Raw genomic sequence first — 14,479 nt, forward strand, 5'->3', positions numbered from 1 at the left:
TCAGGACGCGCGGTGGGTGACCGCGCAGACGAGGGGGGCGACGGCGTGACAACGAGCCGTTCACGGAACAAGGCAGGCGCGGGGCTGAAGATCGAGCGCGTGTGGACGACGGAGGGGGTCCACCCGTACGACGAGGTCTCGTGGGAGCGCCGGGACGTCGTGATGACGAACTGGCGGGACGGCTCGATCAACTTCGAGCAGCGGGGCGTGGAGTTCCCGGAGTCGTGGAGCGTCAACGCGGCGAACATCGTCACCACGAAGTACTTCCGGGGCGCGGTGGGGACCCCGGAGCGGGAGTGGTCGCTCAAGCAGCTCATCGACCGGGTGGTGAGCACCTACCGCACCGCCGGCGAGGAGTACGGCTACTTCGCCAGCCCGGCCGACGCCGAGATCTTCGCGCACGAGCTGACCTGGATGCTGCTGCACCAGGTGTTCAGCTTCAACTCGCCGGTCTGGTTCAACGTCGGTACGCCGTCGCCGCAGCAGGTCAGCGCCTGCTTCATCCTGGCCGTCGACGACTCGATGGACTCCATCCTCGACTGGTACAAGGAGGAGGGGCTGATCTTCAAGGGCGGCTCCGGCTCCGGCGTCAACCTGTCGCGCATCCGCTCGTCCCGTGAGCTGCTCTCCTCCGGCGGCAACGCCTCCGGCCCGGTCAGCTTCATGCGCGGCGCGGACGCCTCGGCCGGCACCATCAAGTCCGGCGGCGCCACCCGGCGCGCGGCCAAGATGGTCATCCTCGACGTGGACCACCCGGACATCCAGGAGTTCGTGGTCACCAAGGCGCGCGAGGAGGACAAGATCCGCGCGCTGCGGGATGCCGGGTTCGACATGGACCTCGGCGGCTCCGACATCGTCAGCGTGCAGTACCAGAACGCCAACAACTCGGTCCGGGTCTCCGACGAGTTCATGTCGGCGGTCGAGAACGGCAAGGGCTTCGACCTGCGCGGCCGGCTGGACGGCGCGACGATCGAGACCGTCGACGCCAAGAACCTCTTCCGTTCCATCTCCCAGGCCGCCTGGGAGTGCGCCGACCCGGGCCTGCAGTACGACGACACGATCAACGACTGGCACACCTGCCCGGAGACCGGGCGGATCACCGCGTCGAACCCGTGCTCGGAGTACCTGCACCTGGACAACTCCTCGTGCAACCTGGCCTCGCTCAACCTGATGAAGTTCCTCCGTGCCGACGGTGGCTTCGAGGTGGAGAAGTTCGTCAAGTCCGTCGAGTTCGTCATCACCGCGATGGACATCTCGATCTGCTTCGCCGACTTCCCGACCGAGAAGATCGGCGAGACGTCGCGGGCCTACCGGCAGCTCGGCATCGGGTACGCCAACCTCGGCGCCCTGCTGATGGCCACCGGCCTGCCGTACGACTCGGACCAGGGCCGCTCGGTCGCCGCCGCGATCACGTCCCTGATGACCGGTACCGCGTACCGCCGCTCGGCCGAGCTGGCCGGGGTCGTCGGCGCGTACGACGGCTACGCCCGTAACGCCGAGCCGCACAAGCGGGTCATGCGCAAGCACGCCGCCGCCAATGACGAGATCAAGCCGACCAGCCCGGTGGCCACCGCGATCGTCCGCGAGGCGACCAGGCAGTGGACCCAGGGCAACAAGATCGGCGACAAGAACGGTTGGCGTAACGCGCAGGCCAGCGTCCTCGCCCCGACCGGCACGATCGGCTTCATGATGGACTGCGACACGACCGGCGTGGAGCCGGACCTGGCGCTGGTCAAGTTCAAGAAGTTGGTCGGCGGCGGCTCGATGCAGATCGTCAACCAGACCGTGCCGCGAGCCCTGCGCAGCCTCGGCTACCCCGAGGAGCAGGTCGAGGCGATCGTCGAGCACATCGCCGACCACGGCCACGTGGTGGACGCCCCCGGCCTCAAGCCGGAGCACTACCCGGTCTTCGACTGCGCCATGGGTGAGCGGACCATCGCCCCGATGGGCCACGTACGGATGATGGCGGCCATCCAGCCGTTCGTCTCCGGCGCCATCTCCAAGACGGTCAACATGCCGGAGGCGGCCACCGTCGAGGACGTCGAGAAGATCTACTTCGAGGGCTGGAAGCTCGGCCTCAAGGCCCTGGCGATCTACCGGGACAACTGCAAGGTCGGCCAGCCGCTCTCGGTGGCCAAGAAGAACAAGGCCACCGAGCCGGCCGCCGTCGAGACCACGACCGCCGCGCCGGCCGCGGTGGAGAAGGTCATCGAGTACCGGCCGGTGCGCAAGCGCCTGCCGAAGAAGCGCCCGTCCGAGACGGTCAGCTTCTCCGTCGGTGGCGCCGAGGGTTACCTGACCGCGTCGTCCTACCCGGACGACGGCCTCGGCGAGGTCTTCCTCAAGATGTCCAAGCAGGGCTCGACCCTGGCCGGCGTGATGGACGCCTTCTCGGTGGCCATCAGCATCGGCCTCCAGTACGGCGTGCCGCTGGAGACGTTCGTCAGCAAGTTCACCAACATGCGCTTCGAGCCGGCCGGCATGACCGACGACCCGGACGTGCGGATGGCGGCCTCGGTGATGGACTACATCTTCCGTCGCCTGGCGCTGGACTTCCTGCCCTACGAGCGCCGCGCCGAGCTGGGCATCTTCACCGCCGGTGAGCGGGCCGCCCAGCTGCGGGCCGAGGCCGACGCGGAGGCTGCCGCCGTCACCGGTGCGGACCTCACCGCGATGGCGTCCTCCGCGCCGGTCGAGGCTCCCGCCAAGACCGAGGCGATCGCCCAGCCGGCCCAGGAGATGGCCGACGTGGCCGCCGCCAAGCCGGTGACGAGCGTGGGTTCCAGCACCGAGCTGCTGGAGGCCGTGATCGGCAAGGCCGCCGACGCGCCGCTCTGCTTCACCTGCGGTACGAAGATGCGCCCCGCCGGTAGCTGCTACGTCTGCGAGGGCTGCGGCTCCACCAGCGGCTGCAGCTGACATACGCGAAACGCGGCGCTGCCCCGGCTTCCCTAATGGGAGGTCGGGGCAGCGCCGTTTCCGAGGCCCGCGGCGTGACTTCTGGCGGGATGGAAATGGGCGGCATTCCTACTCAGAACTCCGGCATGAACATTTGATGCTCACCAGTCGCAGCAGCTCGGCCACGACTGGTCAGCATCAAGTGATCATGCGAACGCGCTTCACCCACTCGCCGCCACCAGCCTTCCGAATGGTTCGGTAACACTCGTGCTCCGCCCTACGAAGAAGAGGTGTGAACGCGCGAGGGAGGACGGCCTGTGAATGAGCCGAGCCGAGCCGAGGACGACATCTCCGACATCGGAGTCGATCCAGCGGCGTTCGAGGTCTTCTACCGGAGGCACCTGGAGGCGGTGGGCCGGTTCGTGGCGCGGCGGGTCGACGACCCCCATCTCGCCGCCGACCTGACCGCGGACGTCTTCCTGGCGGTGATCGAGTCGGCGGCCGGCTACCGGCCGGACCGCGGTAGCCAGATCGGCTGGCTGTACGGGGTGGCCCGCCACGTCATCGGCGACGAGCGGCGACGGGCGGCCCAACGACTGCGGGTGACCGGCCGACTGGCCGGACGGCGGGACCTCGGCCCCGACGACATCGCGCGCATCGAGGAGCGGATCGACGCCGAGTCGGCGGCCCGCCGTACCCACCGGGCACTCAGCGAACTACCCGAGGGCACCCGGTCGCTCGTCGAACTCGTCGCCGTGGACGGCCTCACCGTCGCGGAGGCGGCGACAGCGCTCGGGATGTCGCCGGTCGCCGCTCGGGTCCGCCTGCACCGGGCCCGCCGCCTCGTCCGCGCGGTGCTCGCCCGCCCGGTCACCACCCTCGCCTGAGATGAGACGGAGCTGACGATGAACACGACTGAACAGTCGCCGCAGGGTTTCGAGGAGCAGCTTCTCCGGGACCTGAGCGCACACGTCGCCCAACGGGCCGAACTGGCGTCGGCGGGCCGTCCGGCCGGACGCCGTACCCGGTTCCTTCGTGGTTGGCGTCTCGCCGGAGCGGTCGGGATGGCGGTGACGCTGACCGCCGGTGCGCTGGCGGTCCAGACCATGAGGTTCGGCGACCAGTCGCCGCCCAGCGCCAGCGCGTCGGAGATCTTCCACCTGGCCGCCGACGCCGCCCGGCAGCAGCCGGAGCTCACCGCCCGCCCCGACCAGTACGTCTTCACGGAGGCCCTGGCGACGTTCCGTGACCGGCCGGACAGCGGTCCATACCGGACGATACGGAACCAACTGTGGCAGTCGGCCGGTGGAGTCGCGTATACGCAGGCACGCTATCGACCGGAGGCCGACCCGAACGGGTGGGGCGAGCTCATGGTCCTCCGCGAGGAAGACCCCGTCGACCCGGAGAAGAAACTCGACGCTTTTCCGCCGCCGGCCTACCACGGCGAACTGCCCACCGATCCGGACGAGCTGCTTCGCTACCTCCGGGAACACCCGGTCGACCTGCATCTACCCGAAGGGGCCGATGAGGAGGCCGTCTACGGGGGCGAGAGCATGCCGTACACCACCGCGCGGTCGATGCTCCACGGCTACGTGCCGCCCCGAGCGCTCGCGGCGCTGTTCGAACTGCTGGCACGGCAACCGGGAGCGGTCGTCATATCGGGAGATGTGGTCGACGCCGCAGGTCGGCATGGGGTCGCGATCCGGATGCCCGGCGTGATCGGTGGCAACGATGATTTCCTCTTCGACCGGGACACCCATGTCTTCCTCGGCACCCGAGATTCGGTGGTGCGCAACGGCAAGGAGTCGATGTACGGCGCTGTCGCGCTACTACGCATCGCCGTCGTCGACCGACCGGGCCAGCTGCCCTGAGCCGTGCGGGGTCTCATCGTCCGGCGTGGTCCGCTGGTGGGGCGACCGGGCCGCGTTGCACGACTGGGTGAGGCCGGGGCAGCGCCGTTTGCGAGGCTGGCAGCATGACATCTCCCCTTGCGCACCGCGTCTATGAAACGTGCCACCTGACCGGGTCGTTCCTCCTGCGGTCCGGTCAGACGAGCGACGAGTACTTCGACAAGTATCTGTTCGAGGCCGAGCCTGGCCTGTTGCGTGAGGTGGCCGAGGCGATGGTCGCGCTGCTGCCCGAGTGCGATGTGCTGGCGGGGATGGAGATGGGCGGCATTCCGATCGCCACCGTGATGTCGCAGCTGACCGGGCTGCCGACCGCGTTCGTGCGCAAGCAGGCGAAGGAGTACGGCACCGGCAGGGCGGCCGAGGGAGCCCCCGTGGACGGCCGGCGGGTCGTGGTGATCGAGGACGTCGTCACCACCGGTGGCGCGCTGCTGGCGTCGTGCCGGCAGTTACGGAACAGCGGCGCAAAGGTCGACTCGGTGGTCTGCGCCATCGACCGGGAGCAGGGCGGACGGGAGAACCTGGCGGCCGAAAGGCTCCGGTTGCGCGCCGCCCTCACCCGTCGCGACCTGGAACTCGCCCTGCCGGGCTGAGCGTCTCGCAGGCGCTTCCAGAACAAGGCACCCGCGTGATCACTTGATGCTGACCAGTCGCCGAAGCTCGGGGGCCAACTGGCCAGCATCAAGTGATCACGGCAAAGGCCAAGGTCTCCGGCAGCGGCTGGAGCGTGAACGCGTCGTGCGAGGTCGTGGTCCGAACGCCGAACGGCGCGGTGGTCCGCGTTCCGTCGGACGTCAGCGTGAATCGTCCCGCTGGGCTGTACGGCGAGGAGACCCGGGTCGCCACCTCGCAGGTGCCCGTCTTCGAGACTTCGACGGTGTACGTCATCCACTCGCCGCCGCGGGCTGAAAAGTCGGGAGATCGTTGCGACGATCAGGGCATGACAACCGCCAAGGCGTACGTCGAGTTCGCGCAGCGCGAGGCACACGGGGTCTCACCGACGTACGAGCGGCTGTCGTACGCTGTCGCCGACGACCACCCCCTGCTCGCCCTGCTCGACGGGCTCCCACCGGCCAAACGACAGCCGAACCTGCTGTACGGGGTGGTCCGCTGGTTGGGCGGCCCGGTCGACGACCCGGGCGCGTTCCACGACTACGTGCTGGCCCACTGGCCGGTCATCGACACCGAGCTGAAGCGCAGGGCCACCCAGACGAACGAGGCGGGCCGGTGCGCGGTGCTGCTGCCGGTGCTCGCCGCGCTGCCGCAGCCCCTCGCCCTGCTGGAGGTCGGCGCGTCCGCCGGGCTCTGCCTCTACCCCGACCGGTACGCCTACCGGTACGGCGAGCATGAGGTCGGCGACGGTGCGCCCATCCTGGAGTGCGCGGCCAGCGGGTTGACGCCGCCTGGGCGCGTACCCCAGGTGGTGTGGCGGGCTGGCCTCGACCTGAACCCGCTCGACGTGACCGACCCCGACGACGTGTCGTGGTTGGACGCCCTGATCTGGCCCGAGCACGCGCACCGGCGGTCCCGGCTGCGCGCGGCGGCGGCGGTCGCCGCCGCCGACCCGCCGCTGCTGGTCCGGGGTGACCTGGTGGACGACCTGCCGGCGCTGGCGGCCCGCGCGCCGGCCGACGCGACGCTCGTGGTCTTCCACACGTCCGTGCTCTACCAGGTGCCCGCCGCGCGCCGGGACGCGTTCGTGCGGCTGGTCGGTGAGCTGCCGGGGCACTGGATCGCGAACGAGGCCCCGGAGGTGCTGCCCTACGACGGCTTACCCGACTCGCCGGACGCGGCGCTGCACAACGTCCTCGCGCTGGACGGCAAGCCGCTGGCCTGGACCCGGGGCCATGGTCAGGCGATGACCTGGTTCGGCTGAGAGCGGTCCTTCAGGCGCATCCGGGCGTGCAGGGCCCGGACGAACCAGTCCACGGCCGGCGCGACCGCACCCCCACCCGACCAGCCGTTGATCACCGACAACAGGTCGAGGTAGCGGTCCCGGCGAGGGTCGTTCGCCAGGACCAGCCGATCCAGCAACCGCTGGCGCAGGTCGGCGTCCTCGGGAAGACCGTGCAGGCGGGCGTACCGGCGGGTGACCGCCGCGACCACCGGCTCGGCCTCGTCTCCGGTCGGATCGATGCCGGCGGCCAGCGCGCCCGCCACCTCGTCGCGCACGATGGCGACGGCGTCCGGGCGGGGGAGACCGGGCACGTCGTTGTCGGCGGCGTACTGGCGGGCGAGCCGCCGCATGCTCGTCCGGAAACCCGGATCGCGGCACAGCTCGGCCAGCTCCACCCACGCCTGCACCTGCTCGGCGCTGGGGTCGTCGGGCAGCTCCGGCGTCATCGAGACGACCACACCCGGGTACGGCATCCAATCGTCGGTGAAGACGCTGTCCAGGAAGTCGTCCACCAGGTGCTGCCGCTCACGGGCGGTGAGCTGGGCCAACCGGTGCAGGTCGTCGACCTCGGCCGGGCCGGCCCCGCGCCGCGCCGCGACGGTCAGCACCGCCTGGCGCAGTCGCAACACGCGGATCTGCGCGGCCAGCGCCTCGGCGTGCGTGGTGGCCACCTCGTGCAGCGGTACCTCGCGGTCCACCACCCGACGGATGGCGGCCAGATCCACGCCCAGGTCACGCAACGTCCGGACGAGTTCCAGCCGCGCGACCGCCTCGGCGTCGAAGAGGCGATAGCCGGCGGAACTCCGGTCGGTGGGCGGGACGATCCCGCTGTCGGCGTAGTAGCGGATGGTCTTGACGCTCAGGCCGGTGCGTCGGGCCAGGTCGCCGATCGTGTAGCGCTCGTCACCGCTCATGCCCCCACCCTCACGTCTCCCCCCGGTGGAGACTCAAGCAGACTGGCCCGGTGAGCGGAGAGCGACGACCCCTGGCCGACCGGCCGCTCACCGAGCCGCACCCGTCCCGCCTGCCGCCGGAGCACCCGGACCGGGCCCGGATCATCGCCGCGCACGACGCCGCGCTGGCCGCCGGAGAGGCCGGCTACCTCGACCCGGTGACGGGTCTGTTCGTGCTCAGCGCCGCCTTCCTGGCCCGTCGCGGCACGTGCTGCGGACGGGGTTGCCGACACTGCCCGTACGTGGACGATCCACCCTTGGAATGAGGGCTTCCGCCGGACCCGGACACCCCGTACGGTTTCCGACGGACATCCGGCGGGCCCTTCCGCCGTCGGTCGGCGAGAGGGTGGAACGTGCGCGGGCGGATCGTGGTCGCCGGGCTGGCGGGCCTGCTGGTGAGTGGCTGTGCCGCCGAGGCCGAGCCGGTGGCGGTGCCACCACCGGCGCCGGTGGCCCTGGACGTGTCGGCGGCCTCGTCGGGCGGGGCGTGCCGGCTGCTGGACTTCGCGGTGATCGAACAAATCGTCAAGGTGCGCTTCGACGTGGCGGCGGCGAGTGAGCGGAACGACACCCACACCTGCGTGGTCCGGGCCGAGCGCGCGGCGCTGCCGGAGCTGATGCTCAGCGTGTCCGAGACCAGCATCGACAAGACCACCTTCGGCGCGGACGTGGTGCCCGACAAGGCGACGAAGATCACCGGCCTGGGTCAGCAGGCGTACCGACGGACGGCCGCCGCGAGCGGCGGGCACGGGCCGGTCGCCGAGGTCGGCTGGCTGGCCACCGACGGCCGACTCGCCACCCTGACCTGGACCGGCGCCAAGGGCGAGCGCACTGCTGCGGACAAGCTGGCCGCTGAGCTGATCGCCGTGGCCAAGAAGGTCGACACCCGGGCGCTGTGACCGCCCGTGGGCGGTCAGCTGGCGGCGACGAAGACCCGGGAGGCGACCTCGCGGGGCAGCCGTACCCGGTCACCGGAGCGGTCGATCGACACCCCGTCGCGTTCCTGGGCCACGGTCACCGTGGCGCCCGGGTCGACGCCCGCGGCGTGCAGCTGGCGCAGCACGTCGGAGTCGGTCTGCACGCTCTCGCAGATCCGGCGGACCACGACCGGCCCGGACAGCCCGGGGAAGGCCAGGTTGCGCTCGCCCTCGCCGGCCTCGCTGGTCGGGGCCCCGGGGGAGCCCAGCTCCTCCAGGCCCGGGATCGGGTTGCCGTACGGCGAGCGGGTGGGCCGGTTGAGCAGGTCGTACACCCGCTTCTCGACGGCGTCGCTCATCACGTGCTCCCAGCGGCAGGCCTCCTCGTGGGCCTCCTCGTAGGGCATCCCGATGACGTTGACGAGCAGCAGCTCGGCGAGGCGGTGCTTGCGCATCACGGCCACCGCGGTGCCCCGGCCGAGCGCGGTGAGCGTCAGGTGCCGGTCGCCCTCGACGGTGAGCAGGCCGTCGCGCTCCATCCGGGCCACGGTCTGGCTGACGGTGGGGCCGCTCTGCTTGAGGCGCTCGGCGATCCGGGCGCGTAGCGGCGGCACTCCCTCCTCCTCCAGCTCGAGGATGGTGCGCAGGTACATCTCGGTCGTGTCGACCAGATCGTGAGACTTCATAAGGTAAGCGGCCCTCCGATGCACGATGCTACCCTGCCGCGCGCCGAGCGACCGCTGCCGAATCGCGCCGTGCTGACCCGGATGGTGTTGGATGGTCGCCATGTCCGGTACCGAGGAGCTGCTCGTCGAGGTCGACCGGCTCGCCGTCGAGCTCGACCACGCCGACCCGCCCACCCTGCTCGACGTCCGCTGGCGGCTCACCGGCCCGCCCGGCCACGACGACTACCTGGCCGGTCACCTGCCCGGCGCGGTCTTCGTCGACCTGGACACCGCGCTGTGCGGGCCGCCCGGCGTCGGCGGCCGGCACCCGCTGCCCGACCCGGGCGCGCTGCGGGGGCGCTGCGGGCCGCCGGCGTCCGTTCCGGTCACCCCGTGGTGGTGTACGACGGCGGCGACGGCCTGGCCGCCGCACGCGCCTGGTGGACGTTGCGGTGGGCGGGACACCGGCAGGTGCGCCTGCTGCACGGGGGCTTCCCGGCGTGGGTGGCCGCCGGCCGAGAGGTCTCCACCGACGCGCCCACCCCGCGTCCCGGCGACGTCGAGGTGCACCCCGGTGCCCTCCCGGTGCTCGACGCCGGGCAGGCCGCCACCCTGGCCTCCGCCGACGACGCCGTGCTGCTCGACGTACGCGCGGCGCCGCGCTTCCGGGGTGAGGTCGAACCGATCGACCCGGTCGCCGGTCACGTGCCCGGCGCGGCGAACCTGCCCGCCGGCGAGTACGTGGGCGCCGACGGGCGCTTCCCGGCCGCCGAGGTGCTGCGGGACCGGTTCGCCGCCGTCGGCGTCCAGGGGGCGCGGGAGGTCGGGGCGTACTGCGGTTCCGGTGTCACCGCCGCGCAGGCGGTCCTCGCGCTGCACCTGGTCGGCCGGCCGGACGCCGCGCTGTACGTCGGGTCGTGGAGCAACTGGGTCGCCGACCCGTCCCGGCCGGTCGCCACCGGGCCGACACCAGAGCGCTGACCAGCGCGTGCGACGGGCCGACGACGGTCCTCGTGCGACGATGGGCTCATGTCCGACGACACGGTGGTGGTGTGGGACCCCGCGCTGCTGGCCTACAACCTGGGTGACCATCCACTCGACCCGGTCCGGGTGGAGCTGACCGTCGCGCTCGCCCAGGAGTTGGGCGTCCTGACCCGACCCGGTGTGCGCGTGGTCAAGCCGGAGCCCGCCGACGACGCCCTGCTGAGCCGCGTGCACGACCCGGCCTACCTGGCCGCTGTACGGGCCGCGCCGCGCGACCCGCTGTTCGCCGGGTACGGGCTGGGCACCTCCGACAACCCGATCTTCGAGGGGATGCACGAGTCCAGCGCCTTGATCGCCGGCGCGACGGTTGCCGCCGCGGAGGCGGTCTGGCGGGGAGACGCCCGTCGGGCCGTCAACGTGGCCGGTGGCCTGCACCACGCGATGCCCGCCCGGGCGTCCGGTTTCTGCGTCTACAACGACCCGGCGGTGGCCATCGCCCGGCTGCTCGACCTGGGCGCCGAGCGGATCGCGTACGTCGACGTGGACGTGCACCACGGCGACGGGGTGCAGGACATCTTCTGGGACGACCCCCGGGTGCTCACGGTCAGCCTGCACGAGACGCCACTGGCGCTCTTTCCCGGTACCGGCTTTCCCGACGAGACCGGCGGTCCGGGCGCGCTGGGCAGCGCGGTGAACGTGCCGCTGCCTCCGGGCGTCGACGACACCGGCTGGCAGCGGGCGTTCCACGCGATCGTGCCGTCGGTGCTGCGCGCGTTCCGCCCGCAGGTGCTCGTCACCCAGTGTGGCGCGGACGGGCACCGGCTGGATCCGCTGGCCGACCTGAACCTGACGGTGGACGGGCAGCGCGCCACCTACCTCGCGCTGCGGTCGCTCGCCGACGAGCTGTGCGAGGGCCGTTGGGTCGCCACCGGCGGCGGCGGGTACGCGCTGGTCGAGGCGGTGCCCCGGGCATGGACGCACCTGCTGGCCGTGGCGACCGGCGACCCGATCGACCCGGCGACGCTCACCCCGCTCGCCTGGCGGGAGTTGGCGGCGGCCCGTCGACCGGGCCGGGAGATCCCGCTGCGAATGACCGACGACGCCGACCCGTCGTACGAGCCGTGGCAGCCGACGGGCGAGCCGAACGCGGTGGACCGGGCCATCGCGGCGACCCGCAAGACCGTCTTCCCGCTGCTCGGGCTCGATCCGTACGACCCGCGGGACTGAGCCGGGCCGTTTCCGTGACGAGCGTGGACCAACCCGTGGACGTGCTGCTCAGCGATGGCAGTACCGTCCAGTTGCGACAGATCGACCCGACCGACGCGCCGGGCGTGGTGGCGATGCACAGCCGGTTCTCCGAGCGCACCCGCTACCTGCGGTACTTCTCGCCGTATCCGCGCATCCCGGAGCGCGACCTGATCCGTTTCGTCACGGTCGACCACCACGACCGGGAGGCGTTCGTGGTGCTGGCCGCCGACCAGATCGTCGCGGTCGGCCGGTACGAGCGCCTGGGCCCGCAGGCGCCCGAGGCGGAGGTGGCCTTCGTGGTGGAGGACGCCTTCCAGGGCCGGGGCATCGGCTCGGTGCTGATGGAACACCTGGCCGACGCCGCCCGGCGCAACGGCATCATGAGCTTCGTCGCCGAGGTGCTGCCGGCCAACGGGACGATGCTGCGGGTCTTCTCCGACTTCGGCTACCAGGTCCAGCGCGCGTACGCCGACGGCGTGGTGCACCTGAGCTTCCCGATCGCCCCGACCGAGGCCACCCTGGAGGTGCAGCGCGGCCGGGAGCACCGCACCGAGGCGCGTTCGATCGCCCGCCTGCTCGCGCCGCGGGGCATCGCCGTCTACGGCGCGAGCGCCACCGGGCAGGGTGTCGGCGCGGCGGTGCTCGGGCACCTGCGCGATGGCGGGTTCACCGGCGCGGTCGTGCCGGTGCATCCGAGCGCGTCGACGGTGGCCGGGCTGCCCGCGTACCCGAGCGCTGTCGACGCCCAGCTCGCGGTGGACCTGGCGGTGGTGGCGGTCCCGCCGGAGGCGGCGACCGCGGTGGTCGCCGACGCGGCCGCCGCCGGCGTGCACGGCCTCGTCGTGATCTCGGCCGGCTTCGCCGAGGCCGGCGGCGAGGGCGCGGCCACGCAGCGGTCGCTGGTCCGCGCGGCCCACGCCGCCGGGATGCGCGTGGTCGGCCCGAACTGTCTGGGCGTGGCCAACACCGATCCGACGGTACGCCTCAACGCCACGCTCGCGCCCGCGCTGCCGCCGGCCGGTCGGGTCGGCATCTTCAGCCAGTCCGGCGCGTTCGGGGTGGCGCTGCTCGCCGAGGCGGACCGGCGTGGTCTCGGCCTGTCCAGCTTCGTCTCCGCCGGCAACCGGGCCGACGTGTCCGGTAACGACCTGTTGCAGTACTGGCAGGACGACCCCGGCACCGACGTGATCATGCTGTACCTGGAGACGTTCGGTAACCCACGCAAGTTCGCCCGGCTGGCCCGGCGGATCGGTCGCGCCAAACCGGTCGTGGCGCTCGCCTCTCCGGCCCGCCCACCCGGGGTCGGTGACGCGGCCGGCCCGGACGAGGTGGCGGTGGCCGCGCTCTTCGCCCAGTCCGGGGTGATCCGGGTGGACACCGTGGCGGAACTGCTGGACGTGGGGGTGCTGCTGGCCAACCAGCCCCTGCCCACCGGCGACCGGGTCGGCGTGGTCGGCAACTCGTCGGCGCTGACCGGGTTGGCGGCGACGGCGTGCGTCGCGCAGGGCCTGACCGTGGCCGACGGCTACCCCCGTGACGTCGGCCCGAGCGCCGGTGCGGCCGAGTTCGCCACCGCCCTCGCCGAGACGGCCGCCGACGACAGGGTGGACGCCCTCGTGGTGGTCTTCGCCCCACCGCTGCCCGGTCAACGCACCGACGTGGACGCCGACGTCACCGCCGCCCTTCCGGCGGCCCTCGCCCTGGGCAAGCCGACCGTGGCGACGTTCCTGGTCGGCCGGCTGCCCGCCGGGGTGCCCGCGTACGGCGGGGTGGAGGAGGCCGTCCGCGCCCTCGCCCGGGTACACCGGTACGCGCGGTGGCTGGGCCGCCCGTCCGGCGTGGCACCCCAACTGCCCCGCGTCGACCGGGACGCCGCGCAGGCCGCGCTGCGCGCCGACCCCGTCGACGCGGGGGCGCTGCTGGCCGCGTACGGCATCGAGACCGTGCCGTCGACGCTCGTGGACACGGTCGACGCGGCGGCCGAAGCGGCGGCGCGGGTGGGTCTCCCGGTGGCGCTCAAGGCCGCCGACCCGGGGCTGCGGCACCGGCTCGACCTGGGCGCCGTCCGTCTCGACCTGCGCGACGAGGCGAGCGTCCGCCGCGCGTACACCGAGATGGCCGCCGGCTTCGGCGCGGACGTGCTGGTGCAGCCGATGGTCCCGCCCGGGGTGGCCTGCGTCGTGGAGCTGGTGGAAGATCCGGCGTTCGGCCCGGTGGTCGGCTTCGGTCTCGGGGGAGTCGCCACCGACCTGCTCGGGGACCGGGCCTGGCGGGCGGTGCCGCTCACCGACACCGACGCCGCCGAACTGGTCGACGAGCCCCGCGCGGCGCCGCTGTTGCGGGGCACCGGGGCGCCGCGCCGGTGGACCGCGCGGCCCTGGCCGACCTGCTGCTACGGGTCGGTCAGCTCGCCGACGAGCAGCCCCGGGTGCGTTCGGTCACCCTCAACCCGGTGCTCGCCCGACCGGACGGCATCTCGGTCCTGCACGCCCAGGTACGCGTCGGCGGCGTGGCCGCCCGCCCGGACACCGGCCCCCGCCGCCTCTAAAGGGGCGCGCCGCTCAGGCGCGGCTGGAGATCTGTTGCACGCCCCAGGTGTTGCCGTCCGGGTCGGCGAAGAAGACGAAGCCGACATTGTCCAGCGGGTCGGACACCGGTCGGGGGTTGACGCCCACCACCTGGATCTCGCTGACCCGCACGCCCCGCTCGACCAGCTCGGCGTGGGCCCGCTTCAGGTCGGGCACGACCAGCTGCAGGCCCCTGAGCGAGCCGGGCGGCATCTCCGGGACGACGCCCTTGCCGATCACGATCGAGCAACCGGAGCCGGGCGGGGTCAGCTGCACGATGCGCGCGTCGTCACCGATCACGGTGTCGTGGTCGACGGCGAAACCAAGCTGGTCGGCGTAGAACCGCTTCGCCCGGTCCACATCCGACACGGGCACGATCACGACTTCCAGCGTCCAGTTCACGGGTGCCCTCTCGTCGGGGTCTCCAGTCAACCATCGCGGCA

The 14,479-nt window shown here is 72.3% G+C and carries 11 protein-coding genes and 2 pseudogenes; 10 read left to right on the forward strand and 3 right to left on the reverse strand.

Annotation, left to right across the window (positions count from 1 at the left end):
* Positions 1–12: 12 nt before the first annotated feature.
* The 5 genes from ACQP0N_RS08095 (at position 13) to ACQP0N_RS08115 (ending at position 6,681) form a co-directional block, all read left to right on the forward strand.
* The gene (locus ACQP0N_RS08095; RefSeq protein ID WP_433118833.1) at positions 13–2,919 is read left to right on the forward strand and encodes a vitamin B12-dependent ribonucleotide reductase; all 2,907 of its coding nucleotides are present in this window, start codon (positions 13–15) and stop codon (positions 2,917–2,919) included.
* Positions 2,920–3,215: 296 nt separating this feature from the next.
* Positions 3,216–3,785, forward strand: a complete 570-nt coding sequence (locus ACQP0N_RS08100; RefSeq protein ID WP_433118835.1) for an RNA polymerase sigma factor — start codon at positions 3,216–3,218, stop codon at positions 3,783–3,785.
* An 18-nt stretch (positions 3,786–3,803) separates the two neighbouring features.
* Positions 3,804–4,769 carry a CU044_5270 family protein gene (locus ACQP0N_RS08105; protein ID WP_433118837.1) on the forward strand — a complete coding sequence of 322 codons (966 nt, stop codon included), beginning with the start codon at positions 3,804–3,806 and terminating at the stop codon, positions 4,767–4,769.
* A 104-nt stretch (positions 4,770–4,873) separates the two neighbouring features.
* Complete coding sequence (gene pyrE, locus ACQP0N_RS08110) at positions 4,874–5,398, forward strand: orotate phosphoribosyltransferase (protein WP_433118840.1); 525 nt, start codon at positions 4,874–4,876, stop codon at positions 5,396–5,398.
* A gap of 347 nt (positions 5,399–5,745) precedes the next feature.
* Entirely contained in the window at positions 5,746–6,681 is a 936-nt protein-coding gene (locus ACQP0N_RS08115; protein WP_433121501.1) for a DUF2332 domain-containing protein, read from the forward strand.
* Here the strand turns inward: ACQP0N_RS08115 and ACQP0N_RS08120 are convergent.
* Positions 6,657–7,616, reverse strand: coding sequence for a MerR family transcriptional regulator (locus ACQP0N_RS08120; protein WP_433118842.1), 960 nt, complete (start codon positions 7,614–7,616; stop codon positions 6,657–6,659). The genes ACQP0N_RS08115 and ACQP0N_RS08120 overlap by 25 nt on opposite strands.
* Before the next feature lie 50 nt (positions 7,617–7,666).
* Here ACQP0N_RS08120 and ACQP0N_RS08125 point away from each other — a divergent pair, with 50 nt between their 5' ends.
* Positions 7,667–7,921: a DUF5522 domain-containing protein gene (locus ACQP0N_RS08125; RefSeq protein ID WP_433118844.1), complete on the forward strand. Its 255-nt coding sequence runs from the start codon at positions 7,667–7,669 to the stop codon at positions 7,919–7,921.
* 87 nt (positions 7,922–8,008) lie between these two features.
* Positions 8,009–8,554 carry a hypothetical protein gene (locus ACQP0N_RS08130; RefSeq protein WP_433118846.1) on the forward strand — a complete coding sequence of 182 codons (546 nt, stop codon included), beginning with the start codon at positions 8,009–8,011 and terminating at the stop codon, positions 8,552–8,554.
* Between the two features lie 14 nt (positions 8,555–8,568).
* Here ACQP0N_RS08130 and ACQP0N_RS08135 read toward each other — a convergent pair whose 3' ends face one another.
* Entirely contained in the window at positions 8,569–9,258 is a 690-nt protein-coding gene (locus ACQP0N_RS08135) for a metal-dependent transcriptional regulator (RefSeq protein ID WP_433118848.1), read from the reverse strand.
* Between the two features lie 100 nt (positions 9,259–9,358).
* Here ACQP0N_RS08135 and ACQP0N_RS08140 point away from each other — a divergent pair.
* From ACQP0N_RS08140 to ACQP0N_RS08150, 3 genes and pseudogenes are all read left to right on the forward strand, one after another.
* Positions 9,359–10,218, forward strand: a pseudogene (locus ACQP0N_RS08140) (sulfurtransferase).
* Positions 10,219–10,266: 48 nt separating this feature from the next.
* The gene (locus tag ACQP0N_RS08145) at positions 10,267–11,448 is read left to right on the forward strand and encodes an acetoin utilization protein AcuC (RefSeq protein ID WP_433118849.1); all 1,182 of its coding nucleotides are present in this window, start codon (positions 10,267–10,269) and stop codon (positions 11,446–11,448) included.
* Between the two features lie 113 nt (positions 11,449–11,561).
* Positions 11,562–14,017, forward strand: a pseudogene (locus ACQP0N_RS08150) (GNAT family N-acetyltransferase).
* Positions 14,018–14,030: 13 nt separating this feature from the next.
* Here ACQP0N_RS08150 and ACQP0N_RS08155 read toward each other — a convergent pair.
* Positions 14,031–14,438 (reverse strand): VOC family protein, encoded by a 408-nt coding sequence (locus tag ACQP0N_RS08155; protein WP_433118851.1) that lies wholly within the window; start codon positions 14,436–14,438, stop codon positions 14,031–14,033.
* Between the last annotated feature and the right edge of the window lie 41 nt (positions 14,439–14,479).

The sequence above is a fragment of the Micromonospora sp. CA-246542 genome (assembly GCF_050942905.1).
Classification (GTDB): Bacteria; Actinomycetota; Actinomycetes; order Mycobacteriales; family Micromonosporaceae; genus Micromonospora.